Consider the following 25125-nt stretch of genomic DNA (forward strand, 5'->3'; position numbering starts at 1 on the left):
AAACCATGCCGGGCATAGAAGCCTTAGCCGAACGGCTGTCGACCTACCTGGGCCCCGAACAGGTCAACCTGGTTCGCCGTGCCTATTTCTACGCCGAGCAGGCACACGACGGGCAGCGCCGCCGCAGCGGCGAGCCCTACGTGACCCATCCGCTGGCCGTGGCCAGCATCCTCGCCGACATGCACATGGACCATCAGAGCCTGATGGCGGCCATGCTGCACGACGTGATCGAAGACACCGGCATCGCCAAGGAAGCCCTCTGCCAGCAGTTTGGCGAGACCGTGGCCGAACTGGTCGATGGGGTCAGCAAGCTGACCCAGATGAACTTCGAGACCAAGGCCGAGGCGCAGGCCGAAAACTTCCAGAAAATGGCCATGGCCATGGCCCGCGACATCCGCGTGATCCTGGTCAAGCTGGCCGACCGCCTGCACAACATGCGCACCCTGGAAGTGCTGTCTGGCGAAAAACGCCGGCGCATCGCCAAGGAAACCCTCGAGATCTACGCCCCCATTGCCAACCGCCTGGGGATGCACACCGTACGCGTGGAGTTCGAGGACCTCGGCTTCAAGGCCATGCATCCCATGCGTTCGTCGCTGATCCACCGAGCAGTGAAGAGCGCACGCGGCAACCGCAAAGAGATCGTCGCCAAGATCGAGCACTCGCTGGCCAACTGCCTGGCCGCCGACGGTATCGAGGGCGAGGTCAGCGGCCGGCAGAAACACCTCTATGGCATCTACAAGAAGATGCGTGGCAAGCGCCGCGCCTTCAACGAGATCATGGACGTGTACGCCTTCCGCATCATCGTCGACAAGGTCGACACCTGCTACCGCGTGCTCGGCGCCGTACACAACCTGTACAAGCCGCTGCCCGGTCGCTTCAAGGATTACATCGCGATTCCCAAGGCCAACGGCTACCAGTCGCTGCACACCACGCTGTTCGGCATGCATGGCGTACCCATCGAAATCCAGATCCGTACCCGCGAAATGGAAGAGATGGCCAACAACGGTATCGCCGCGCACTGGCTGTACAAGTCCAACGAGGACGAACAACCCAAGGGCAGCCACGCCCGGGCGCGTCAGTGGGTCAAGGGCATCCTCGAGCTGCAGCAGCGCGCCGGCAACTCGCTGGAATTCATCGAAAGCGTGAAGATCGACCTGTTCCCGGACGAGGTCTACGTGTTCACGCCCAAAGGCCGGATCATGGAGCTGCCCAAAGGCTCCACCGCCGTCGACTTCGCCTACGCGGTGCACACCGACGTCGGCAACAGCTGCATCGCCTGCCGTATCAACCGCCGCCTGGCACCGCTGTCCGAACCGCTGCAAAGCGGCTCGACGGTGGAAATCGTCAGCGCACCGGGCGCTCGGCCGAACCCGGCCTGGCTCAACTTCGTGGTCACAGGCAAGGCACGTACGCATATTCGCCACGCCCTCAAGCAGCAGCGCCGCTCCGAGTCGATCAGCCTTGGCGAGCGCCTGTTGAACAAGGTACTGACCGGCTTCGACAGCAGCCTGGAGAAGATTCCTCAGGAGCGTATCCAGGCCATTCTCACCGAGTACCGCCTGGAGCTCATCGAAGACCTGCTCGAAGACATCGGCCTGGGTAACCGCATGGCCTACGTGGTTGCCCGCCGCCTGTTGTCGGCCGAAGGCGAACAGCTGCCAGCGCCGGAAGGCCCGCTGGCGATCCGCGGTACCGAAGGCTTGGTACTGAGCTACGCCAAGTGCTGCACACCGATCCCGGGCGACCCCATCGTCGGCCACCTGTCAGCGGGCAAGGGCATGGTCGTGCACCTGGAAAACTGCCGCAACATCAGCGAAATCCGCCACAACCCGGAGAAGTGCGTGCAGCTCTCCTGGGCCAAGGACATCGCTGGCGAATTCAACGTCGAGCTGCGTGTCGAGCTTGAACACCAGCGCGGCCTGATCGCCTTGCTGGCCAGCAGCGTCAACGCTGCCGACGGCAACATCGAGAAGATCAGCATGGACGAACGCGACGGCCGTATCAGCGTGGTCCAACTGGTGGTCAGCGTGCACGATCGTGTGCACCTGGCGCGTGTGATCAAGAAGCTGCGTACCTTGACCGGCGTGGTCCGCATCACCCGCATGCGTACGTAGTCCGCCAACCGCAAGGAGTCATCATGAGCAAGACCGTCATCAACAGCGACAAGGCCCCTGCCGCTATCGGCACCTACTCCCAGGCGATCAAGGCCGGCAACACCGTCTACATGTCGGGCCAGATCCCGCTGGATCCGAAGACCATGGAGCTGGTCGAAGGCTTCGAAGCCCAGACCGTTCAGGTGTTCGAGAACCTCAAGGCCGTGGCTGAAGCGGCTGGCGGCTCGTTCAAGGACATCGTCAAGCTGAACATCTTCCTCACCGACCTGAGCCACTTCGCCAAGGTCAACGAGGTGATGGGCCGCTACTTCGAACAGCCCTACCCAGCTCGCGCCGCCATCGGCGTAGCCGCGCTGCCGAAAGGCGCCCAGGTCGAAATGGACGCCATCCTGGTCATCGAATGATGCCCCTGGTGACGGGTGCCCTGCCCGTCACCCTCTTCTGCAAGGTTATCCCGTCATGCGTCAAGCACTGCCCCTCGCGCTGGCAGCCCTGCTTCTGGGCGGCTGCGCCAGCCACAAACCCGAAGATTTCAACGGCACCTGGATCAACCAGGCCGCCATCAAGGCCGCCAGCAAAGGCGGCAGCCTGCGCCAGGCCCTGAACGAGCATGGTCCGGTGTTCGAGTGGAAGCTCGATGTCGCCAACCAGCAGGCCAGCTACAGCAATGGCTTCGAAGCGGCCGACGGCCAGCTGAGCGCCAACCAGAAACAATGGCAAGCCAACTTCCAGGGCGGCCAGACCGAACAGCTCGAACTTGATGGCGATGAACTGAAAGCCACCACCCAGAGCGGTGTCGAGCAGACCTTCGTCCGCGCCAAACAGCCCGGCAATGCGCCATTGGGCGGCAGCTTCGAGAAGGCGCTGTACCAGGCTTACCTGGGTGGCGACTGGAAGATCATCGAAGGCCAGGGCAAAGGCGCCATCGTACGCTTCAGCGATACCGGCAACGTCACCGGCCTTCCAGGCCCGGACCGTTTCGCCCTGTGCCTGGCCGGCGACTGTGCCAGCATGGGTGGCAACAGCGACAGCCTGTGGCTTGAGCGCAACCAGCGCGGCGCGCCGTTCATCTTCAAACGTGATGGCGACAAGCTGGCGATCTTCCAGGCGGTGAACACTGCCCAGGCAGACGAGATTCCGCAGTTGGCGGCAGGTACCCAGCAGTGGGTGCTCGAGCGGGACTGAAGCCCGCTCCCAGGCGTACGCTGTACTTGTGGAAGCGGGCTTGCCCGCGAAGCCGACACCGTGGTGAATGGCACGGGCTTCGCCCGTGTTCGCGGGCAAGCCCACTCCCACAGGGATCGCGCCAAATTCTAGAAATTGAGCAAGACAGTTGCTCCCACAAAAGATCACCGCGCGGGCTTATGGATCAGCCCTTGCCTGCCAGGATGGCCGCATAGCCTTCCTTGTAGCTCGGATACTCCGGAGCCCAACCCAACGCCCGCACCCTGGCGTTGCTGCAACGCTTGCTGCCGGTACGGCGTACCCGCTGATCTTCGGACCACTCGGTAACGCCCATGTACCCCCGCAGCCAGGCCACAACATCGGCCAGCGGCGCCGGGTCGTCATCGACGCCGATATAGCAATCTTCCAGCGCCACGCCATCAGCATCGGCCTGCAGCAGGAACGCCATCAGGCTTGCAGCATCCTCGGCATGAATCCGGTTGCCATACAAGGGCGGCTCCTCGGCCACCCGATAGCCTTGGCGCACCTGGCTCAGCAGCCACTCGCGACCAGGGCCATAGATGCCGGTCAGGCGAATCACGCTGGCAGGTAGGCCACTCGCCAGCGCCAGCCTTTCGGCCTCCAGCATCACCTTCCCGGAATAACCTTCAGGCTCGGTGACGGCGGTTTCGTCGATCCATTCACCATCCTTTTGCGCGAACACGCTGCTGCTGGAGACGAACAGCAAACGCCGCGGACGCTGGCCACGCTCAGCAAGCCATGCCAGCACATGGCGCAAACCGTCGACGTAGGCAGCCTGATAGCCCGCCTCGTCATGCTGGCTGGCGGCTACGCAGTACACCAGATAGTCCGGCGAGCGCTGTGGCCAGGCCTGTGGCATGGCGGGGTCGGACAGGTCGGCAGCGATGGGCGCGACCCCCTCGGGCAACTGCCCGGTCGAGCGACGCAGGCCGCTGACTTGCCAGCCTTTAGCCAGCAGCTGGCGGGCCAAACGGCCGCCTACATCACCACATCCCACGATAATTGCGGAAAGGTCTGACATCACAAAACTCCCTAGACCAAAGGATCAGGCTAGCCGTATTACACGATAGGCGGCTAGACCGTAGGTGAAAAAAGCAACAAGATTACTTTTGTTAACAAGAATTACTTGCAATAATGGCACCCCTATCTGTTCTCGGCCTATCTCGAGGCCTTGGAGAACGCTCACTTTCTTCTTCATCAGGTCCGGCCAGCATGACACGTACTCAACCTTCCGCTTCGCCAAACCCGTCGCGCGCCTGGCGCGCCATCGCCGCGCTGGTGTTCAGCCTGGTGCTGGCCCCGGTGGCCCTGGCCGATGAGCCTAACGCCCAAGCCGCCACCCCGGCTGCTGCCGCCGCTCCGGCCACCCCGGCTGCTGCCCCGGTTGATGCACCTGCCGCCGCCGATCCGGCTGTTCAGGCACTGGTTGAAGACACCTCGCTGGGCATGGCCCACGACCTGTCCCCGTGGGGCATGTACAAGAACGCCGACATCGTCGTCAAAATCGTGATGATCGGCCTGGCCATCGCCTCGATCATCACCTGGACCATCTGGATCGCCAAAGGCTTCGAGCTGATGGGCGCCAAGCGCCGCCTGCGTGGCGAAATCGCCGCGCTGAAGAAGTCGGTCAGCCTGAAAGAAGCCAGCGCCGTCTCCAATAAAGAAGGCACCCTGGCCCACACCCTGGTTCACGATGCCCTCGAAGAGATGCGCCTGTCGGCCAATACCCGCGAGAAAGAAGGCATCAAGGAACGCGTCAGCTTCCGCCTGGAGCGACTGGTGGCCGCCAGCGGCCGTACCATGAGCAGTGGCACCGGCGTGCTCGCCACCATCGGTTCGACCGCGCCGTTCGTGGGCCTGTTCGGTACCGTCTGGGGCATCATGAACAGCTTCATCGGCATCGCCAAGACCCAGACCACCAACCTCGCCGTGGTTGCCCCGGGCATCGCCGAGGCTCTGCTGGCCACCGCCCTGGGCCTGGTCGCGGCAATCCCGGCCGTGGTCATCTACAACGTCTTCGCCCGCTCCATCGCCGGTTACAAGGCACAGGTGTCCGACGCCTCCGCCCAGGTACTGCTGCTGGTCAGCCGTGATCTGGACCACCAGGGCAGCGACCGCGCCGCCCCGCACATGGTGAAAGTGGGGTAAACCATGGGCCTGCATCTCAACGAAGGTGGCGACGACCTCGCCGAGAACCACGAAATCAACGTGACGCCGTTCATCGACGTGATGCTGGTGCTGCTGATCATCTTCATGGTCGCAGCCCCGCTGGCCACGGTCGACATCAAGGTCGACCTGCCGGCCTCGACTGCCAAGCCGGCACCGAGGCCCGAGAAGCCGGTGTTCGTCAGCGTCAAGGCCGACCAGAAGCTGTATGTCGGCGACGATCAGGTAGCGGCCCCTGAACAGCTTGGCCCGATGCTCGACGCCAAGACCAAGGGCGACAAGGAAACCACCATCTTCTTCCAGGCCGACAAGGGCGTGGATTACGGTGACCTGATGGAAGTGATGAACAACATGCGCGCGGCCGGCTACCTCAAGGTCGGTCTGGTAGGTCTCGAGACGGCAGCCAAGAAATGACGAAAACGCGCTCAAATGTGGCGCGCTACGGTGGCAGCCTGGCGATCGTGCTGGGCGTGCACGTGGTCGCCGTGCTGCTGACGCTCAACTGGTCGGTACCGCAGGCCATCGAACTGCCCCCGGCAGCCATGATGGTCGAGCTGGCACCACTGCCCGAGCCCGCGCCGCCACCACCACCGAAAGCGGCCCCACAGCCACCGGCACCGGTCGAAGAACCGCCGCTGCCGAAGCTGGTCGAGGCACCGAAACCGAAGATCGCCATCGCCAAGCCGCCCAAGCCGAAGCCCAAGCCTCAGCCTCCGAAGCCTGAGAAGAAGCCTGAGCCGCCGAAGGAAGAGCCGGCCAAGGAACAGGTAGCCGACACGCCACCAAGCAACACGCCACCGCAGAAGTCGGCGGCACCGGCGCCAAGCATCGCCGCCAACAGCCAGGCGCTGCCAACCTGGCAGAGCGACCTGCTGCGCCACCTGGCGAAGTACAAGCGCTACCCGGAGGACGCTCGCCGCCGTGGCCTGCAAGGTATCAACCGCCTGCGCTTCGTGGTCGATGCCGAGGGCAAGGTGGTGTCCTACTCCATGGCAGGCGGTTCCGGCAGCGCGGCCCTGGACCGTGCGACCATGGAAATGATCCGCCGCGCCGGCACGGTACCTAAGCCGCCAGCCGAGTTGCTGACCAATGGCACGATCGAAGTAGTGGCACCGTTCGTCTACTCGCTGGACCGTCGCTGATACTTTTGTTTCTGTCACAAATCGGCAAGTCTGATAACGTGCGTCTATCGATTGCAGCCGCTATGCTGGGCCCGCAACTTCATGGACGCACGTTATGACCCTCACAGAATTACGCTACATCGTCACGCTCGCCCAGGAGCAGCACTTCGGCCATGCCGCCGAGCGCTGCCACGTCAGCCAGCCGACCCTGTCGGTCGGGGTGAAGAAGCTTGAGGACGAGCTTGGCGTGCTGATCTTCGAGCGCAGCAAGAGCGCGGTGCGCCTGACCCCGGTCGGCGAAAGCATCGTGGCTCAGGCGCAGAAGGTGCTGGAGCAGGCCCAGGGCATTCGCGAACTGGCCCAGGCCGGCAAGAACCAGCTGACCGCCCCGCTCAAGGTCGGCGCCATCTATACCGTCGGCCCGTATCTGTTCCCGCACCTGATCCCGCAGTTGCATCGGGTGGCGCCGCAGATGCCACTGTACATCGAAGAAAACTTCACCCACGTGCTGCGCGAAAAACTGCGCAACGGTGAACTGGACGCGGTGATCATCGCCCTGCCGTTCAACGAAGCCGACGTGCTGACCCTGCCGCTGTACGACGAGCCCTTCTGTGCCTTGATGCCGGCCGACCACCCGTGGACGGCGAAGAAGACCATCGACACCGCCATGCTCAACGACAAGAGCCTGCTGCTGCTCGGCGAGGGCCACTGCTTCCGTGACCAGGTGCTGGAAGCCTGCCCGACATTGAACAAGGGCGGCGAAGGCTCCAAACACACCACGGTCGAATCCAGCTCGCTGGAAACCATCCGTCACATGGTCGCGTCCGGCCTGGGTGTGTCGATCCTGCCGCTGTCGGCCGTGCACAGCCATCACTATGCGCCAGGGGTCATCGAAGTGCGTCCGCTGACCCCGCCTGCACCGTTCCGCACCGTGGCCATTGCCTGGCGCGCCAGCTTCCCGCGGCCGAAGGCGATCGAGATCCTTGCCGACTCGATCCGCCTCTGCTCGGTGGCCAAGCCGGCCGTGGAACAACCGGCCTGATCCATGACTGAGCTGTCGAAGGTCTCGGTCACGGCGCTCAAGGGCGTAGGCGATGCCATGGCGGAAAAGCTCGCCAAGGTCGGCCTGGAGAACCTCCAGGACGTGCTGTTTCACCTGCCCCTGCGCTACCAGGACCGTACCCGTGTGGTACCGATCGGCCAGCTGCGCCCGGGCCAGGACGCGGTGATCGAGGGCGTGGTCAGCGGTGCCGACGTGACCATGGGCAAGCGCCGCAGCCTGGTGGTACGCCTGGGTGACGGCACCGGCGTGCTGAGCCTGCGTTTCTATCATTTCAGCAATGCGCAGAAGGAAGGCCTCAAGCGAGGCACCCACCTGCGCTGCTACGGCGAAGCCCGCCCCGGCGCTTCGGGCCTGGAGATCTACCACCCGGAATACCGTGCGCTGAATGGCGACGAACCGGCGCCTCCGGTCGAGCAGACCCTGACACCGATCTACCCGTCCACCGAGGGCCTTACCCAACAACGCTTGCGCCTGCTCTGCCAGCAGAGCCTGGGCATGCTTGGCCCGCGCAGCCTGCCAGACTGGCTGCCCGACGAGCTGGCCCGCGACTACCACCTGGCGCCGCTGGACGATGCCATCCGTTACCTGCACAACCCGCCAGCCGACGCAGACCTCGACGAGCTCGCCGAAGGCCATCACTGGGCACAGCACCGCCTGGCCTTCGAAGAGCTGCTGACCCACCAGTTGTCGCAGCAACGCCTGCGCGAGAGCCTGCGCAGCCTGCGGGCGCCGGTACTGCCCAAGGCCAGGCGCCTGCAGGCGCAATACCTGGCCAACCTGGGTTTCCAGCCGACCGGGGCGCAGCAGCGGGTGGCCAACGAAATCGCCTATGACCTCAGCCAGAACGAGCCCATGATGCGCCTGGTGCAGGGCGATGTCGGCGCCGGCAAGACCGTGGTCGCCGCCCTTGCCGCACTGCAGGCCCTGGAAGCCGGCTACCAGGTGGCGCTGATGGCGCCTACCGAGATCCTTGCCGAACAGCACTACATCACCTTCAAGCGCTGGCTGGAGCCGCTGGGCATCGAAGTCGCCTGGCTGGCCGGCAAGCTCAAGGGCAAGGCCCGCGCCAGCGCCCTGGAGCAGATCGCTGGGGGCGCGCCCATGGTGGTCGGTACCCACGCGCTGTTCCAGGAAGAAGTCCGCTTCAAGCATCTGGCCCTGGCGATCATCGACGAACAGCACCGCTTCGGCGTGCAGCAACGCCTGGCCCTGCGCAAGAAAGGCGTGGCCGGCGAGCTGTGCCCGCACCAGCTGATCATGACTGCCACGCCGATCCCGCGCACCCTGGCCATGAGCGCCTATGCCGACCTCGATACCTCAGTGCTCGACGAGCTGCCGCCAGGGCGCACGCCGGTGAATACCGTGCTGGTCGCCGACAGCCGCCGCTTCGAAGTGGTCGAGCGGGTCCGCGCCGCCTGCGCCGAGGGGCGCCAGGCCTACTGGGTGTGCACGCTGATCGAAGAATCCGAAGAGCTGACCTGCCAGGCGGCCGAGAGCACCTTCGAAGAGCTTGGCAGCGCGCTCGGCGAACTGCGCGTGGGCCTGATCCACGGCCGCATGAAGCCTGCAGAAAAGGCCGAGGTCATGGCCGAGTTCAAGCAAGGCAACCTGCAGCTGCTGGTCGCCACCACGGTGATCGAGGTCGGCGTGGATGTGCCCAACGCCAGCCTGATGATCATCGAGAACCCCGAGCGCCTGGGCCTGGCCCAACTGCACCAGCTGCGTGGCCGGGTTGGCCGGGGCAGCGCGGTGAGCCACTGCGTGCTGCTGTATCACCCACCACTGTCGCAGATCGGCCGGGAACGCCTGGGGATCATGCGAGAAACCAACGATGGCTTCATCATTGCCGAAAAAGACCTGGAGCTACGCGGGCCTGGAGAAATGCTCGGCACACGCCAGACCGGCCTGCTGCAATTCAAGGTCGCCGACCTGATGCGCGATGCCGACCTGCTGCCCGCGGTACGCGATGCGGCACAGGCACTGCTGGCACGCTGGCCGGATCATGTCAGCCCGCTGCTCGATCGATGGCTGCGTCATGGCCAGCAATATGGCCAAGTGTGACGTTAGTCCCAGAATGGATCCAGTCTTGCCACCAGACTGGTTATACTTTGCGTTTAAAAGAACCTGTGGATACAGACCATGACTGAAGTTGCCCTGGACAATGCAACCCCACACGCACCGTCTGTCATCCGGCTGTTGCTCGAAAAACTGCACGTTGCCTTTGAAGAGGTGGTGGAACATCCAGAACTTCCAGCCGCGTCTCGGGTTCAGGCGATCCTGCTCGATGACGAAATCGGCGCCCTGTTGGTGTTGTTCCCGCAGAGCAAGCTACTGGACCTCAATCGCCTCGAAGAGCTGACCGGTCGCAAGCTCAAGGCCGTGCCGTTGCCACGCCTCAAGCAAATGCTCGACAAGCACCAGTTGAAGGCCTTGCCGGCCATTCCGGCGCTAACCAGCTCGCCCTGCCTGTACGAAGGCAAGCTGCTGGAGGCCGAATACCTGCTCATCCAGTCCGGCGAAGCCGGCCTGCTGCTGAAAGTACACCGTGATGATTTCAAACGCATGCTCGCCAAGGCCAGCGCCGGCAGTTTCGGCCAGCCCGTGCGCGACATCCGCCCCAACCTCGATCGCCCGGATGACGATCCCAAGGAAATCACCCAGGCGGTCCAGGCCTTCACGGCCCGGCGTATCCAGAAACGCCTGGAAGAGACCATCGAGATTCCGCCACTGGCTGACACCGCGCAGAAGATCATCAAGCTGCGGGTCGACCCAAACGCCAGCATCGACGACATCACCGGCGTGGTCGAAACCGACCCGGCCTTGGCCGCCCAGGTGGTCAGCTGGGCCGCTTCGCCCTACTACGCCTCACCCGGCAAGATCCGCTCGGTGGAAGATGCCATCGTCCGCGTACTGGGCTTCGACCTGGTGATCAACCTGGCCCTGGGCCTGGCGCTGGGCAAGACCCTGAGCCTGCCCAAGGACCATCCGCAGCAGGCCACGCCGTACTGGCAGCAGTCGATCTACACCGCCGCCATCATCGAAGGCCTGACCCGCGCCATGCCCCGTGCCGAACGCCCGGAGGCAGGCCTGACCTACCTGGCCGGGCTGCTGCACAACTTCGGCTACCTGCTGCTGGCGCATGTATTCCCGCCACACTTCTCGCTGATCTGCCGCCATCTGGAGGTCAACCCGCACCTGTGCCATACCTACGTGGAGCAGCACCTGCTGGGCATCAGCCGCGAGCAGATCGGCGCCTGGCTGATGAAGCTGTGGGACATGCCGGAAGAACTGTCGACCGCACTGCGCTTCCAGCATGATCCGGCGTATGACGGTGAGTTTTCGGCCTACCCCAACCTGGTATGCCTGGCGACCCGCCTGCTGCGCTCGCGCGGTATCGGCTCGGGGCCACAGGAGCAGATTCCGGATGAGTTGCTGGAGCGTGTGGGGATCACCCGGGACAAGGCCGAGGATGTGGTGAACAAGGTACTTGAGGCCGAGGCCTTGCTGCGGGACCTGGCTTCGCAGCTCAACGCCCCCCATTAAGGCGGCCCCGGCTAACCTGTAGGAGCGGGCTTGCCCGCGAAGCGGATATAGCGGTGCATGGCACCGGCTGCGCCGGTGTTCGCGGGCAAGCCCGCTCCCACAAGGTCCCGGATCAACCCAGGGAATGCATCAGCCTTTCTTCTTGGGTTTCAGGTACTTCATCAGCCCTTGGAACCACATCACCAGTGCCGGATTGCCCTTGATCTGGATGTTCTTGTCCTGAATGCCCTGCATGAATGCCAGCTGCTTATTGCCAGCCTGCATCGTGGCAAAGCCGTAAGCCGCGTCCTTGAAGGCAATGGCAAAGGCAGGCTGGGGATGGCTGCCACCCTTGCTGCTGATGCGCTCGCCGCTGACGATGAAGTGCCGCGCCACCTTGCCGTCCAGCGTCTGCATCTGGAACACCAGGTCCTTGTCCTTGAGTTGCTGCTGGAACGCCGGGTTGTTGCGGCTGGCCCTGGCCATCAACAGCCCCATGGCCCAGAGAAGAAAGCGAAACTTCATCGACGCGCCTCGAATGAAAAATGACTGAAGCGCGCAGTTTATCCTTTTCCTGAACTAATTACGCAAGTTCGCAACACTTCCCCTCCAGAACGCATAACGGGCGCCCTGGGGCGCCCGCTGGGATGACACTGGGGGTCAGTCGATCACTTTTTCTTGGCAGGCTTGGCGGGAGCGTTGACGCTGTCGCGCAGGTTCTTGCCAGGCTTGAAGGCAACGGTGTTGCTGGCCTTGATCTTCACCGGCTGACCGGTTTGCGGGTTCTTGCCAGTGCGGGCACCACGATGACGTTTTTCAAAGGTACCGAAACCGACCAGGGTAACCGTGTCCTTGTCCAGGGCACCGGTGATGCTGTCGAGAATGGCGTTCAGCACCTGGTTGGCCTTTTCCTTGGTCAGGTCGGCCTTTTCGGCAATGACAGCGGCGAGTTCTGGTTTACGCATAGTGAAGCCTCTTTGACGGGATTTCTTGTTGTTATGCCGTGCTGCCATTGAAGCAGCGTTCAAGGCACCGCAGGCTCTAATCTGCGGCAGACGGAACTGAGAATGGCACGCCCACCGAGGCCGCGCCAGTATCTGGGCGGCCATTGTGCTGGCAACAACAGGATAAATCCGACAGAACGCCCGCCATTCACGCCATCAGGGCGGGTAACTGCCGATTCAGCGCGAGTTTTTCCATGACCGCGCTGCCGGTCAGGGCATAGCCGAGCAACTGCCCGTCGGCGGCGTGGCAGAGCACTTTCAGGTCGCTACCCTGCCCTTCGACCTGCCAATTGCCTTCGCGGCCTGCTGGCGGCGGCGAAACCACCAGCGGGCAAGCCGGGGTCTTCACGGTGATCGGCATCGGCCCATAGCTGACCTGGGTCGGATTGCCGGCCAGGGTCTGCGCCAAGGCACGGGCGCAGGCCATCAACGGCATCACATACAGCAGGTTGATGCCGTCGACTTCCGCGCAGTCGCCCAGGGCGAAGATGTTGCTGTGCGAGGTGCGCAGCTGGCGGTCCACCACCACGCCGCGGTTGGTCTGCAACCCGGCGGCGGCAGCGAGGTCGGTCCGTGGGCGCAGGCCGATGGCTGACACCACCAGGTCGCAGGCGATCATTTGCCCATCGGACAGGTGGGCCTCAAGCCCTTCACCCGCCTGTTGCAGGCGAGTCAGCACCGGGCCGAGGTGGAAACGCACGCCCAGCCCTTCCAGGCCGGCTTGCACGGCTGCGGCGGCAGCCGGGTGCAACAAGGTCGGCATGACCTGTTCGCAAGGTGCCACCACATCGACCTGGAAGCCGCCCAGGCGCATGTCGTTGGCAAACTCGCAGCCGATCAGCCCGGCACCGAGAATCAGCACACGCTGCTTGCCCTCGGCAGCGGCACGGAAGCGCGCATAGTCTTCCAGGTCGTTGATCGGGAACACCCGCTCGGCACCCTCGCCTTCGATCGGCACCTGCACGGTCTGCGCGCCCCAGGCCAGCACCAGATCGCGATACTCGATCGCCTCTTCACCGACCCACAGGCGCCTGTGGCCCGGATCGATGCCGCTGATGCGGGTATGGGTGCGGATCTCGGCCTTGAGCTGCTCGGCCATCACGCCAGGTTCGGCCATGCACAGGCCATTGGCGTCCTTCTGTTTGGCGAAGCCGGTGGAGAGCATGGGCTTGGAGTAGGAGCGGCCGTCATCGGCGGTAATCAGCAGCAGCGGCGTGTCGCCATCGAGCTTGCGAAATTCACGGGCCAGGTTATAGCCGGCCAGGCCGGTACCGATAATCACCACGGGGAGCGTCATGCGCTACTTTCCTCTATTAGCCGATAGCGATCATTTCGAAGTCGCTCTTGCCCACGCCGCAATCAGGGCATAGCCAGTCTGCCGGCACGTCTTCCCAGCGGGTACCCGGCGGGATGCCATCGTCCGGCCAACCTTCGGCTTCGTCATAGATCAGGCCACAGACAATACACTGCCACTTTTTCATCAGGTCATTTTCCTCGGTATCGCACAGGTTTTGTTGTAGCCCGGCATTATGCAAGCAGTCGGGGCAATCATGCTAAGCTCGCCGCCTCTCTGGCTGTAATCAAGCATACCGACGTGTCGTACGAATCCCCGCAAGCAGCCGCTGTCGCGTGGCTGCCGTATTCACAGCTGGCCACTGAAATCGACCAGCCAACCCTGGGCTGGCTGTTCGACGAAGGCTCCCTGACTCGCCGCCTCACCCAGCTGTCCCAGGACCACTTCAGTGTCACCCCCCTGTTCGAAGGCTGGCAACCGCTGCGCGAAGACGAATGCCTGGCCTTGAACATCGCCCCAGGCGCCGAAGGCTGGGTGCGCGAAGTGTTCCTGCGTGGGCATGGTGAACCTTGGGTGTTCGCCCGCAGCGTGGCCAGCCGCAGCGCCCTGGAACGAGGTGGCCTGGACCTGGAAACCCTGGGCAGCCGCTCGCTGGGTGAATTGCTGTTCTGCGACCAGGCGTTCATCCGCCACCCGATCGAAGTTTGCCATTACCCACAGGCGTGGCTGCCCGCCCATGCCGCGCAAGACGGTCTGTGGGGGCGCCGCTCGCGCTTCGCGCGTGACGGCCTCGACCTGCTGGTGGCTGAGGTTTTCCTGCCTACACTGTGGCAAGCGGCCAAGGAGGAGAACCGCTGATGTACCTGCAACTGCTCAAGTCGCTCAACCGCCTGCACCCTCGGGCCTGGGACTTCGTCCAGCTCAGCCGCATGGACCGGCCGATCGGCATCTACCTGCTGCTGTGGCCGACCCTGTCAGCGGTCTGGATCGCCGGGCACGGCTCGCCGACCCTGGCCAACGTGCTGATCTTCGGCCTGGGCGTGGTGCTGATGCGCGCCGCCGGCTGCTGCATCAACGATTTTGCCGACCGTAAGGTCGATGGCCACGTCAAACGTACCGCCGACCGCCCGCTTGCCAGTGGCCGGGTCAGATCGCGCGAGGCGCTGGCTTTGTTCGCCATTCTGGTGGGTGTCAGCTTCCTGCTGGTGCTGTGCACCAACAGCCGTACCGTGTGGCTGTCGTTCGGCGCGGTGGCGCTGGCGTCCTGCTACCCGTTCATGAAGCGCTACACCTATTACCCGCAGGTGGTGCTGGGTGCGGCGTATTCCTGGGGCATTCCCATGGCCTTCACCGCGGCCGGCGGCGAGCTGCCGGCCAGTGCCTGGCTGCTGTACATCGCCAACCTGCTGTGGACGGTGGGTTACGACACCTACTACGCCATGGTCGACCGCGATGACGACCTGAAGATCGGGGTGAAATCGACTGCGATCCTGTTCGGCGACGCGGACCGGGCAATCATCCTGACCTTGCAGCTGCTGTCGCTGGGCTGCCTGCTGCTGGCGGGCAGCCGTTTCGAGCTGGGTGGCTGGTTCCACCTGGGCTTGCTGGGGGCTGCGGCGTGCTTTGCCTGGGAATACTGGTCGACGCGCAAGCTGGACCGCGAGTCATGCTTCAAGGCGTTTCTGCACAATCACTGGGCGGGGATGCTGGTGTTCATCGGGGTGGTGCTGGATTACGCCTTGCGCTGACCCTTGCCTCCCCCTGTGGGAGCGGGTTCACCCGCGAATGCGATGGTGGCTCCACCGCAGCATTCGCGGGTGAATCCGCTCCCACAGGGTCAAGTGTCCGCCTTTACGGCTTGGCGACGTGCCAGACGTCCTTCATGCCGTCACCGGTCATGTCCCCGGCCTTCTTGTCCTTGACGAAGGTGTACAGCGGCTTGCCGTCATAGGCCCACTGCATCTTGCCGTCGTCACGCTTGATCTGCGTCCACTTGCCTTCGGCCTTCTCACCGTCCTTGACCATCAGTGGAGGCCAGTTCGTCGCACAATCGCCGTTGCACATCGACTTGCCGTTGGCGTCCTTGTCGAAGGTGTACAACGTCATCCCGGCATGATCGACCCACATGCCGTCTTTCTCCATGGCATGGTGGGCAGACGCCACCCCCGGCAGCGCCAGTGCAGCGAAAAGGGCCATCCAGCTCAGCGTATGTCGTGTCATTGGAATCACCATGAATTCGGGGGTGGAATGCATTCTGTTTACCGCCGCAGCGGCCCTGTGAAGCCTAGCCCAGTCACGGAATGTCGCCAGAACGGCCAACACCCTGTCACACAGCTGCAATAATTCCGTTATCTAATGCGGGCCAAGACACGATTCCTGGGAGAGGTTTTGAGCATGGTTGGCAGAAACATTCTGATCGTCGACGACGAAGCACCTATTCGCGAGATGATCGCCGTTGCCCTGGAAATGGCCGGCTATGACTGCCTCGAAGCGGAGAATTCCCAGCAGGCCCACGCGATCATCGTCGACCGCAAACCGGACCTGATCCTGCTCGACTGGATGCTCCCTGGCACCTCTGGCATCGAGCTGGCACGCCGCCTCAAGCGCGACGAGCTGACCGGCGACATTCCGATCATCATGCTCACCGCCAAGGGTGAAGAGGACAACAAGATCCAGGGCCTGGAAGTCGGCGCCGACGACTACATCACCAAGCCGTTCTCGCCCCGCGAGCTGGTCGCCCGCCTGAAGGCCGTGCTGCGTCGCACCGGCCCGAGCGACAGCGAAGCGCCGATCGAAGTCGGCGGCCTGCTGCTCGATCCGATCAGCCACCGCGTGACCATCGACGGCAAACCAGCCGAAATGGGCCCTACCGAATACCGCCTGCTGCAGTTCTTCATGACTCACCAGGAGCGTGCCTACACCCGCGGCCAGCTGCTCGACCAAGTGTGGGGCGGCAACGTGTATGTCGAGGAGCGCACCGTCGACGTGCACATCCGCCGCCTGCGCAAGGCACTGGGTGAAGCCTACGAAAATCTGGTACAAACCGTCCGGGGCACTGGCTACCGCTTCTCGACCAAGAGCTGATCGAGCCTACAAGCGCCAAGCTGCAAGTCGTTGTACAAGGACCGTCAATTGAACCAGAACTGGCACGCGACCCTGATTCGCCACCTGTTGCTGCTGATCACCGTCTGCCTGATCGGCGGACTGGTCAGCGGCTATTACGGCTGGAGCCTGGCCATCGGCCTGGCGCTCTACCTGGGCTGGACCCTCAAGCAGCTGCTGCGCCTGCACGACTGGCTGCGCAACCACCAACCCGACGAAGCACCGCCCGATGGCTACGGCCTGTGGGGCGAGGTGTTCGACAGCATCTACCACCTGCAACGCCGCGACCAGCGCGTGCGCGGTCGCCTGCAGGCAGTCATCGACCGCGTCCAGGAATCCACCGCAGCGCTGCGAGATGCGGTGATCATGCTCGACAGCGACGGCAACCTGGAGTGGTGGAACCGCGCCGCAGAAACGCTGCTGGGCTTCAAGACCCCACAGGACGGCGGCCAGCCGGTGACCAACCTGGTGCGCCACCCGCGCTTCAAGGAATACTTCGAGGCGGGGAACTACGTCGAACCGCTGGAAATCCCCTCACCGATCAACGACCGCCTGCGCGTGCAACTGCACATCACCCGCTACGGCAACAACGAGCACCTGATGCTGGTGCGCGATGTCACCCGTATCCACCAGCTCGAGCAAATGCGCAAGGACTTCGTCGCCAACGTCTCCCACGAGCTGCGCACGCCACTGACGGTGATCACCGGCTACCTGGAAACCTTGCTGGACAACGTCGAGGACGTGAACCCGCGCTGGGCCCGGGCGCTGCAGCAGATGACTCAGCAAGGCTCGCGCATGCAGACCTTGCTCAACGATCTGCTGCTGCTGGCCAAGCTGGAAGCCACCGACTACCCGTCGGACAACCAGCCCGTGGCGGTCGATGCCCTGCTCACCGCGATCAAGCACGATGCCCAGGCACTGTCCGGACCGCGTAACCAGAAAATCACCCTGGAAGCCACACCGGGCCTGCGCCTGAAGGGCAGCGAGTCGGAACTGCGCAGTGCCTTCTCCAACCTGGTGTTCAACGCGGTCAAGTACACCCAGGATGAAGGCAGCATCCGCATCCGCTGGTGGGGCGACGAACACGGCGCGCACCTGTCTGTGCAGGATTCCGGGGTCGGCATCGACGCCAAGCACCTGCCGCGGCTGACCGAACGCTTCTACCGGGTCGATTCCAGCCGCGCGTCGAATACCGGGGGCACCGGCCTGGGGCTGGCGATCGTCAAGCACGTGCTGATGCGCCACCGCGGCAAGCTGGAAATCAGCAGCGTGCCGGGGCATGGCAGTACCTTTACCTGTCACTTTGGGCCGGCACAATTGGCCAACGGCAAGGCCTGAAGTACCGAGGGCTGCTTTGCAGCCCTTTGCTTTTGTGGCACCAGCCGCTACATTGGATCCCCTGTGCCAGCAAGAGCTGGCACTTTTTTTCTCTCTATCTCAAAGACGGACCCCGTAAAAACTCCATCATGGACCCTTCCCCTGGTATCAGCCTCACCTCGTTATTCGCCGATTTCGGCATGATCATCTTTGCCTTCCTGCTGGTGCTGCTCAACGGCTTCTTCGTTGCCGCCGAGTTCGCCATGGTCAAGCTGCGCGCCACCCGCGTCGAGTCCATCGCCGAACTGCATGGCTGGCGCGGCAGCATCCTGCGCAAGGTGCACAACCAGCTCGACGCCTACCTGTCGGCCTGCCAGCTGGGCATCACCCTCGCCTCGCTGGGCCTTGGCTGGGTCGGTGAGCCTGCCTTCGCCCACCTGCTCGAGCCACTACTGGCCTACCTGGGCGTGGAAAGCGCTGAGCTGGTCAAAGCGGTCTCGTTCTTTGTCGCTTTCTTCGTCATTTCGTACCTGCACATCGTGGTCGGCGAACTGGCGCCCAAGTCTTGGGCGATCCGCAAACCCGAACTGCTGTCGCTGTGGACCGCCGTGCCGCTGTACCTGTTCTACTGGACCATGTACCCCGCCATCTACCTGCTCAACGCCAGCGCCAACACCATCCTGCGCATCGCCGGCCAAGGTGAGCCCGGCCCGCACCATGAGCACCACTACAGCCGCGAAGAGCTCAAGCTGATCCTGCACTCCAGCCGTGGCCAGGACCCGAGCGACCAGGGCATGCGCGTGCTTGCCTCGGCCGTGGAGATGGGCGAACTGGAAGTGGTGGACTGGGCCAACTCGCGTGAGGACATGGTCAGCATCGACGCCCACGCGCCGCTCAAAGAGATCCTGGCGCTGGTGCGCCGGCACAAGTTCAGCCGCTACCCGGTGTACGACGCCGAGCGCGAGGAGTTCACCGGCCTGCTGCACATCAAGGACTTGCTGCTGGAGCTGGCCGAACTCGAACACCTGCCCGAGACCATCGACCTGGACGACCTGGCCCGCCCGCTGGAGCGCGTATCGCGGCACATGCCGCTGTCGCAGCTGTTGGAGCAGTTCCGCAAGGGTGGCGCGCACTTCGTGCTGGTGGAGGAAGCCGACGGCAAGGTGATCGGCTACCTGACCATGGAAGACGTGCTGGAAGTGCTGGTGGGCGACATCCAGGACGAACATCGCAAGACCGAACGCGGCATCCTCGCCTACCAGCCGGGCAAGTTGCTGGTACGGGGCGATACGCCGCTGTTCAAGGTCGAGCGCCTGCTCGGTGTCGACCTCGACCACATCGAGGCAGAAACCCTCGCCGGCCTGGTCTACGAGACCCTCAAGCGCGTGCCTGAAGAAGAGGAAGTGCTGGAGGTCGAAGGCCTGCGCATCATCATCAAGAAGATGAAAGGGCCGAAGATCGTCCTGGCAAAGGTGCTCAAACTCGACTGACCCTACGGGTTGCCGGCGGTGAAGTCCGGCAACCCGCCAAGCGGCCGGTCGAACTGGAACGGTATCGACTCCAGCGCCAGCCCCACATTGCGCTGAACCACGAAATGCAGGTGGGGCCCGGTGCTGTTACCGGTATTGCCAGACTTGGCCAGGGCCTGCCCGACCACCACCTGTTGCCCCTCGCGCACCAAGACAGAACCACGCATCAGGTGCAGGTACACACCCATGGTGCCGTCGGGGTGCAGGATCCGCACGAAATTGCCCCCCGGGTTGGTGCCCCGACCACTCTGGCCATTCTCGATCTTCACCACCATCCCGCCGCGCGCGGCAATGATCGGCGTGCCCTCCGGCATGGCGATGTCCATCGCATAGCGGCTTCTGGGGCCGAAGTGGCTGAAACGGCCGTTGGGGCCCTGGGTCAGGCGAAATGGCCCACCCTTCCAGGGAAACGGGTAACGGTAAGCCAATGAGCGCTGACCAGGATCGCCCATGGCGTACTGGAAACGGGTGGCATATTGCAGCTGGCCACCAGGCGCAGCCAGCACTGAACTCAACACCTTGCTGGAGCGCGGCCCCACCACGGTGCGGATGCTGCGCGGCTGGTTGCCGCCAAAGGCGTTGCTCAGCTTGTCGATTTGCAGCTCGACCTGCATCGGCACGTACAATTCGTTGCGCACCATGAAGCGCACGCCGCCTGGGAAGGTTTCGGCCTGCAGGCGCACCTTGCCATCGATGCGATCGAGGATCGGCTCGCTGAGCTCGAAGGTTTTCGCCCCCGGGCTGTAGCGATCCGAGTACGAGACCACGCCGGTGTTGTCGACGGTCTTGTAGATAGTCATGCCCATGCTCGACGCCGAGGCCGAAAGCAAGGCACAGAACAGCAGCAAGCGGGCGGCGGCTAGCATGATGGTGGCTTTTTGACAGGTTTGGTCTGTCGAAGACTAGCAGCGGGATTGGCGGGGGGTATTGCAGCTGGTCGGAAGAACCCGGCAGGTTGATGCGAACCTTGTGGGAGATTCTGTCTTTGCTCAATTGCCTGAAGCTGACGCGATCCCTGTGGGAGCCGCGCTTGTCGACGCGGTTCGTCGCAACGACAAGCGCGGCTCCCACAAGTACAGCGCATACCTGGGAGCTGGTGATAATCCTGTGTGTGGCCTTGATCAGGCGCCGGGGGTGAAGTGCTTCTGCTGGGTACCGCGGGCAATCAGCCGCGACAGGTAGTCGAGTTTCTGCGCATCCTGGTCGACGAACTTGAAGGTCAGCTGCAGCCAGTCACTTTCTGGTTTGGGTTCCAGCGCGGCGATGGCGTGCAGGTAGCCGTTCAGGCGCGCTACTTCACCGTTCTCACCCTGCTCCAGGTCAAGCACCGCACCCTCCAGCACCTGTGGCAGCGCCGCGCTGCGACGCACCACCAGCAAGGCTTCCTTGAGGCTCAGCGCCTTGATCACGCAGGGCTGGGTACCGCTGGACAGGCGCAGCTGGCCCTGCCCACGCCCGGCCTGGGCCGCAGCCGCCGCAGTCTGCGGCTTGGGTGCATTGAGCAACGGCTTGGCAGCTGTGGCAGCAGGCGCCGCCACCTTGGCCGCTTCAGGCTTGCCGCCGGTCAGCGCACTCAGCGAGTCGTTGGCGAATGCCGAATTCACCCGTGCCGGTGCACCGGCAATCAGGCTTTCCAGCTTGCCGATCTTGCTCAGGGCTTTCTTCACCTTGGTCAGCAGCTGCTCGTTGGTGAACGGCTTGCCGACGAAATCGGAGACGCCGGCCTGGATGGCCTGGATCACGTTCTCCTTGTCACCACGGCTGGTCACCATGATGAACTGCAGGTCCTTCATTTCGGGCTGCTGACGGCACCAGGTCAGCAACTCAAGGCCGGACATCTCCGGCATCTCCCAGTCGCACAGGACCAGGTCGAATGGCTCCTTGGCCAGCATGGCCATGGCCTTGCGACCGTTGACCGCGTCTTCGATGACCATGCCCGGGAAGGCATTGCGCAGGCACTTCCTTACCAGGTCACGAATGAACGGCGCGTCATCCACGACCAGCACATTGACTTTACTCATCGATACTCCTCTTGAACCCGACTAGCCTACCGCGCAATGGTGGCCACTTGCCAACTCTAGGGTCACGCCGGGACTTCTTCGCATCGTTCGCGGGTGCCTGCTGATTGCTCTGCCACACACGAAAACGCCCGGCACAGGCCGGGCGTCGATGCTCGCGAGCAATCTTATTTATCGTCAGGTTTGCCCGGAACATTAGCGTTTTCGGCCGCCTCTTGCGCAGTGCCTTCGACTTCTGCCTTCATGCGCTTGAGGCCCATGTGGCGTACGTCGGTGCCGCGCACCAGGTAGATCACCAGCTCCGAGATGTTGCGCGCGTGGTCGCCAATCCGCTCCAGCGAACGCAGCACCCAGATCACGCTGAGCACACGCGAGATCGAACGCGGGTCTTCCATCATGTAGGTGACCAGTTCGCGCAGGGCGGTCTTGTATTCACGGTCGATGGTCTTGTCGTACTGGGCCACCGCCAGCGCCAGGTCGGCGTCGAAGCGGGCGAAGGCATCGAGGGCGTCGCGCACCATGTTGCGCACCTGGTCGCCGATATGGCGCACCTCGACGTAGCCACGCGGCGACTCGCCTTCCTCGCACAGCTGGATGGCGCGGCGGGCGATCTTGGTCGATTCGTCGCCAATGCGCTCAAGGTCGATCACCGACTTGGAGATGCTGATGATCAGGCGCAGGTCGGAGGCCGCCGGCTGGCGGCGGGCGAGAATGCGCAGGCATTCCTCGTCGATGTTGCGCTCCATCTGGTTGATCTGTTCGTCGACTTCCCGCACCTGCTGGGCCAGGCCCGAGTCGGCTTCGATCAGCGCGGTAACGGCATCGTTCACCTGCTTTTCGACCAGGCCACCCATGGCCAGCAAGTGGCTGCGCACCTCTTCGAGTTCGGCGTTGAACTGCTGGGAAATATGGTGCGTCAGGCTTTCTTTGTTGATCATCGTTTTGTCCTTTGGTAGCGCGTCCGTGTAGGAGCGGGTTTACCCGCGATCACCGGCGAAGCCGGTGCCAGGCACCGAGGCGTCTGCTTCGCGGGTAAACCCGCTCCTACAGAGGCCAGGTGCTCATCACGAGCAGCGCTTAGCCGTAACGACCGGTGATGTAGTCTTCGGTCTGCTTCTTCGCCGGGTTGGTGAACAGGGTGTCGGTATCACCGAATTCGACCAGTTTGCCCATGTACATGAACGCGGTGTAGTCCGAAACACGGGCCGCCTGTTGCATGTTGTGGGTCACGATGACGATGGTGTACTTGGATTTCAATTCGTAGATCAGCTCTTCGACCTTCAGCGTCGAGATCGGGTCCAGTGCCGAGCACGGCTCGTCGAGCAGCAGCACTTCCGGCTCGACGGCGATGGTGCGGGCAATCACCAGACGCTGCTGCTGGCCACCGGACAGGCCCAGGGCGGACTCGTGCAGGCGGTCCTTGACCTCGTCCCACAGGGCAGCGCCCTTCAGTGCCCATTCCACGGCTTCATCGAGCACGCGCTTTTTGTTGATGCCCTGGATACGCAGGCCGTACACCACGTTCTCGTAGATGGTCTTGGGGAACGGGTTGGGTTTCTGGAACACCATGCCCACACGGCGACGCAGCTCGGCCACGTCTTCGCCCTTGCGGTAGATGTTGTTGCCATACAGGTTGATGGCGCCTTCCACGCGGCAGCCGTCGACCAGGTCGTTCATGCGGTTGAAGGTGCGCAGCAAGGTCGACTTGCCGCAGCCAGACGGGCCGATGAAGGCGGTCACGCGCTGCTTGGGAATGTTCATCTGCACGTCGAACAGCGCTTGTTTGTCGCCGTAGAACAGGCTCAGGCCCGGCACTTCGATGGCCACGGTTTCTTCGGCCAGGCGCAGGCCCTGCTTGTCGCGACCCAGGGCAGACATGTCGATGCCGTGGGTATGGGAATCATGCTGCATGGTCAACTCCATACGCTATCAATACGTTTCAAAGGGCCGCCCGGCTGGCAGGCGGCACGCTTGCAAGTCAGGCTCAGCTGTCGAGCGCCTTGTACTTCTCGCGCAGGTGGTTACGGATCCACACCGCCGACAGGTTGAGTGTGGCGATCACCAGCACCAGCAGCAGCGCGGTGGCGTACACCAGCGGTCGCGCGGCTTCGACGTTCGGGCTCTGGAAGCCGACGTCGTAAATGTGGAAGCCCAGGTGCATGATCTTCTGGTCCAGGTGCAGGTACGGGTAGTTGCCGTCCAGTGGCAGCGATGGCGCCAGCTTCACCACACCTACCAGCATCAGCGGCGCCACTTCACCGGCGGCGCGGGCCACGGCGAGGATCATGCCGGTCATCATGGCCGGGCTGGCCATCGGCAGGACGATCTTCCACAGGGTTTCGGCCTTGGTCGCACCCAGGGCCAGGGAACCTTCGCGTACGGTCCGCGGAATGCGCGCCAGGCCTTCCTCGGTGGCCACGATCACCACCGGCACGGCCAGCAGCGCCAAGGTCAGCGACGCCCACAGCAAACCTGGGGTGCCCAGAGTCGGTGCCGGCAATGCTTCGGGGAAGAACAGCCGGTCGATCGAGCCGCCCAGCACGTAGACGAAGAAGCCCAGGCCGAAAACACCGTAGACGATCGCCGGTACGCCGGCCAGGTTGTTCACGGCGATGCGGATCAGGCGGGTCACCGCGCCTTGCCTGGCGTATTCGCGCAGGTAGACCGCGGCCAGCACGCCGAACGGCGTGACGATCACGGCCATGATCAGGGTCATCATCACGGTACCGAAGATGGCCGGGAAGATACCGCCCTCGGTGTTGGCTTCACGCGGGTCGTCGCTGAGGAATTCCCAGACCTTGGCGAAGTAGGTACCCAGCTTGCTGAAGCCGGACATCCCGTTCGGCTGGATGGCATGCACCACCTTGCTCAGGTTGATTTCCACTTCGCGGCCGTTGCCGTCGCGGGCCACCAGGCTGTCGCGGGCAAAGGCCTGGTGCAAGCCCAGCAGGCGCTCCTCGATGGCCTTGTAGCGGCTGTTCAGCTCGGCGCGCTCGGCTTCCATGTCGGCCTGGGCGGTGGCGTCCAGCTTGCCGTCCAACTCCAGCTTGCGGCCGTGCAGGCGCAAGCGCTCAAGGCCATGGTTGATGGCACCGATGTCCTTCTTCTCGAGGGTTTGCAGTTCGCTGTTGAGCTGGTTGGCGCGCTTGAGACGGGCTTGCAGCTCGTTCCAGGCCGCCGGGCCTTGGGCAACCACACGCCCTTCTTCCTTGACGCTGACCAGGTAGCCGTAGAAGTTGCCCCACTCGCGGCGCTCCAGGGCGATCAGGTCGGCCGGGTGCTGCTCATCGACCAGCCAGTCGCCGACCACCCAGGTGAAGTCGCTGCCGTTAAGGTCGCGGTTACCCACCTTGACCAACTCGCGGGTCATGAATTCCGGGCCATCATCCGGCACCGGCAGGCCGGCGCCCTTGAGGCGGGCACGCGGTACCTCTTCCTTCTGCACCACCTCGCCGATGACGACATGGTCGGCCTGGCCCGGCACCTTGTAGGTGGCCTGGATCAGGTCGGCTGGCCAGAAATGGCCCAGGCCGCGCACGGCGATCACCGCCAGCAGGCCAACGGTCATGATCACCGCCATGGCCACCGCGCCACCGCTGATCCAGACGCCTGGGGCGCCGCTCTTGAACCAGCCTTTGAGGGAATCCTTTTTCACGGATCGCTACCTTT

25 protein-coding genes are annotated in these 25125 nt (G+C 63.5%); 14 read left to right on the forward strand and 11 right to left on the reverse strand.

Features of this window, described 5'->3' with window-relative positions; all coding sequences use genetic code 11:
- Window positions 1-5: 5 nt before the first annotated feature.
- The 3 genes from spoT to ACIPZ5_RS05175 are packed head-to-tail and all read left to right on the forward strand — an operon-like array spanning window position 6 to window position 3299.
- The gene (gene spoT / locus ACIPZ5_RS05165) at window positions 6-2114 is read left to right on the forward strand and encodes a bifunctional GTP diphosphokinase/guanosine-3',5'-bis pyrophosphate 3'-pyrophosphohydrolase (protein WP_343594484.1); all 2109 of its coding nucleotides are present in this window, start codon (window positions 6-8) and stop codon (window positions 2112-2114) included.
- 23 nt (window positions 2115-2137) lie between these two features.
- Window positions 2138-2518 (forward strand): RidA family protein, encoded by a 381-nt coding sequence (locus tag ACIPZ5_RS05170; protein WP_009684531.1) that lies wholly within the window; start codon window positions 2138-2140, stop codon window positions 2516-2518.
- Window positions 2519-2573: 55 nt separating this feature from the next.
- A complete protein-coding gene (locus ACIPZ5_RS05175) occupies window positions 2574-3299 on the forward strand; it encodes a hypothetical protein (protein ID WP_400807080.1) in 726 nt (241 codons plus the stop codon).
- A 184-nt stretch (window positions 3300-3483) separates the two neighbouring features.
- On the opposite strand, the gene ACIPZ5_RS05180 is transcribed toward ACIPZ5_RS05175, so the two are convergent.
- Window positions 3484-4341: an SDR family oxidoreductase gene (locus tag ACIPZ5_RS05180; RefSeq protein WP_343594487.1), complete on the reverse strand. Its 858-nt coding sequence runs from the start codon at window positions 4339-4341 to the stop codon at window positions 3484-3486.
- Between the two features lie 191 nt (window positions 4342-4532).
- Here ACIPZ5_RS05180 and exbB point away from each other — a divergent pair, with 191 nt between their 5' ends.
- The 6 genes from exbB to ACIPZ5_RS05210 all read left to right on the forward strand — a co-directional run bounded on the left by exbB (window position 4533) and on the right by ACIPZ5_RS05210 (window position 11213).
- Window positions 4533-5468: a tonB-system energizer ExbB gene (gene exbB / locus ACIPZ5_RS05185; RefSeq protein WP_400807082.1), complete on the forward strand. Its 936-nt coding sequence runs from the start codon at window positions 4533-4535 to the stop codon at window positions 5466-5468.
- Between the two features lie 3 nt (window positions 5469-5471).
- The gene (gene exbD / locus ACIPZ5_RS05190; protein WP_012274837.1) at window positions 5472-5900 is read left to right on the forward strand and encodes a TonB system transport protein ExbD; all 429 of its coding nucleotides are present in this window, start codon (window positions 5472-5474) and stop codon (window positions 5898-5900) included.
- Window positions 5897-6628 (forward strand): energy transducer TonB, encoded by a 732-nt coding sequence (locus ACIPZ5_RS05195; RefSeq protein ID WP_313711153.1) that lies wholly within the window; start codon window positions 5897-5899, stop codon window positions 6626-6628. Before exbD ends, ACIPZ5_RS05195 begins: the two co-directional genes overlap by 4 nt.
- A 94-nt stretch (window positions 6629-6722) precedes the next feature.
- On the forward strand, window positions 6723-7649 hold the full coding sequence (locus ACIPZ5_RS05200) for a hydrogen peroxide-inducible genes activator (protein ID WP_261942060.1): 927 nt from the start codon (window positions 6723-6725) through the stop codon (window positions 7647-7649).
- A gap of 3 nt (window positions 7650-7652) precedes the next feature.
- A complete protein-coding gene (recG, locus tag ACIPZ5_RS05205) occupies window positions 7653-9731 on the forward strand; it encodes an ATP-dependent DNA helicase RecG (protein WP_343594495.1) in 2079 nt (692 codons plus the stop codon).
- Between the two features lie 78 nt (window positions 9732-9809).
- Window positions 9810-11213: an HDOD domain-containing protein gene (locus ACIPZ5_RS05210; protein WP_343594497.1), complete on the forward strand. Its 1404-nt coding sequence runs from the start codon at window positions 9810-9812 to the stop codon at window positions 11211-11213.
- Window positions 11214-11342: 129 nt separating this feature from the next.
- Here ACIPZ5_RS05210 and ACIPZ5_RS05215 read toward each other — a convergent pair whose 3' ends face one another.
- The 4 genes from ACIPZ5_RS05215 to ACIPZ5_RS05230 all read right to left on the reverse strand — a co-directional run bounded on the left by ACIPZ5_RS05215 (window position 11343) and on the right by ACIPZ5_RS05230 (window position 13677).
- Window positions 11343-11717 (reverse strand): helicase, encoded by a 375-nt coding sequence (locus ACIPZ5_RS05215; RefSeq protein WP_027917039.1) that lies wholly within the window; start codon window positions 11715-11717, stop codon window positions 11343-11345.
- Between the two features lie 143 nt (window positions 11718-11860).
- On the reverse strand, window positions 11861-12157 hold the full coding sequence (locus ACIPZ5_RS05220) for an HU family DNA-binding protein (RefSeq protein ID WP_050707543.1): 297 nt from the start codon (window positions 12155-12157) through the stop codon (window positions 11861-11863).
- Between the two features lie 187 nt (window positions 12158-12344).
- Window positions 12345-13493, reverse strand: coding sequence for an NAD(P)/FAD-dependent oxidoreductase (locus ACIPZ5_RS05225; protein WP_400807088.1), 1149 nt, complete (start codon window positions 13491-13493; stop codon window positions 12345-12347).
- A 16-nt stretch (window positions 13494-13509) separates the two neighbouring features.
- The gene (locus tag ACIPZ5_RS05230) at window positions 13510-13677 is read right to left on the reverse strand and encodes a rubredoxin (RefSeq protein ID WP_054884848.1); all 168 of its coding nucleotides are present in this window, start codon (window positions 13675-13677) and stop codon (window positions 13510-13512) included.
- A gap of 113 nt (window positions 13678-13790) precedes the next feature.
- Between ACIPZ5_RS05230 and ACIPZ5_RS05235 the strand changes: the two genes are divergently transcribed.
- Together ACIPZ5_RS05235 and ubiA are read left to right on the forward strand one after the other, a co-directional pair.
- Window positions 13791-14348, forward strand: coding sequence for a chorismate lyase (locus ACIPZ5_RS05235; RefSeq protein WP_343594510.1), 558 nt, complete (start codon window positions 13791-13793; stop codon window positions 14346-14348).
- Window positions 14348-15238 carry a 4-hydroxybenzoate octaprenyltransferase gene (gene ubiA, locus ACIPZ5_RS05240; protein ID WP_261942065.1) on the forward strand — a complete coding sequence of 297 codons (891 nt, stop codon included), beginning with the start codon at window positions 14348-14350 and terminating at the stop codon, window positions 15236-15238. The genes ACIPZ5_RS05235 and ubiA overlap by 1 nt, the downstream gene beginning before the upstream one ends.
- A gap of 103 nt (window positions 15239-15341) precedes the next feature.
- Here ubiA and ACIPZ5_RS05245 read toward each other — a convergent pair whose 3' ends face one another.
- Window positions 15342-15710, reverse strand: coding sequence for a hypothetical protein (locus ACIPZ5_RS05245; protein ID WP_027917045.1), 369 nt, complete (start codon window positions 15708-15710; stop codon window positions 15342-15344).
- Between the two features lie 174 nt (window positions 15711-15884).
- Between ACIPZ5_RS05245 and phoB the strand changes: the two genes are divergently transcribed.
- The 3 genes from phoB (at window position 15885) to ACIPZ5_RS05260 (ending at window position 19399) form a co-directional block, all read left to right on the forward strand.
- Window positions 15885-16574 carry a phosphate regulon transcriptional regulator PhoB gene (gene phoB, locus ACIPZ5_RS05250; protein ID WP_003253341.1) on the forward strand — a complete coding sequence of 230 codons (690 nt, stop codon included), beginning with the start codon at window positions 15885-15887 and terminating at the stop codon, window positions 16572-16574.
- Between the two features lie 48 nt (window positions 16575-16622).
- Window positions 16623-17930 (forward strand): phosphate regulon sensor histidine kinase PhoR, encoded by a 1308-nt coding sequence (phoR, locus tag ACIPZ5_RS05255; RefSeq protein WP_400807092.1) that lies wholly within the window; start codon window positions 16623-16625, stop codon window positions 17928-17930.
- A 128-nt stretch (window positions 17931-18058) separates the two neighbouring features.
- A complete protein-coding gene (locus ACIPZ5_RS05260; RefSeq protein ID WP_027917047.1) occupies window positions 18059-19399 on the forward strand; it encodes a hemolysin family protein in 1341 nt (446 codons plus the stop codon).
- Between the two features lie 2 nt (window positions 19400-19401).
- On the opposite strand, the gene ACIPZ5_RS05265 is transcribed toward ACIPZ5_RS05260, so the two are convergent.
- The 5 genes from ACIPZ5_RS05265 to pstA all read right to left on the reverse strand — a co-directional run bounded on the left by ACIPZ5_RS05265 (window position 19402) and on the right by pstA (window position 25111).
- Window positions 19402-20304 (reverse strand): peptidoglycan DD-metalloendopeptidase family protein, encoded by a 903-nt coding sequence (locus ACIPZ5_RS05265; RefSeq protein WP_343594520.1) that lies wholly within the window; start codon window positions 20302-20304, stop codon window positions 19402-19404.
- Between the two features lie 255 nt (window positions 20305-20559).
- The gene (locus ACIPZ5_RS05270) at window positions 20560-21459 is read right to left on the reverse strand and encodes a response regulator (protein ID WP_343594522.1); all 900 of its coding nucleotides are present in this window, start codon (window positions 21457-21459) and stop codon (window positions 20560-20562) included.
- Window positions 21460-21623: 164 nt separating this feature from the next.
- A complete protein-coding gene (gene phoU, locus ACIPZ5_RS05275) occupies window positions 21624-22394 on the reverse strand; it encodes a phosphate signaling complex protein PhoU (protein WP_261942069.1) in 771 nt (256 codons plus the stop codon).
- 139 nt (window positions 22395-22533) lie between these two features.
- Complete coding sequence (gene pstB, locus ACIPZ5_RS05280) at window positions 22534-23367, reverse strand: phosphate ABC transporter ATP-binding protein PstB (RefSeq protein WP_054884758.1); 834 nt, start codon at window positions 23365-23367, stop codon at window positions 22534-22536.
- Window positions 23368-23440: 73 nt separating this feature from the next.
- A complete protein-coding gene (pstA, locus tag ACIPZ5_RS05285; protein WP_400807098.1) occupies window positions 23441-25111 on the reverse strand; it encodes a phosphate ABC transporter permease PstA in 1671 nt (556 codons plus the stop codon).
- Between the last annotated feature and the right edge of the window lie 14 nt (window positions 25112-25125).

The organism is Pseudomonas sp. NPDC089428 (genome assembly GCF_044749325.1).
In the GTDB taxonomy this organism is placed as follows: domain Bacteria; phylum Pseudomonadota; class Gammaproteobacteria; order Pseudomonadales; family Pseudomonadaceae; genus Aquipseudomonas.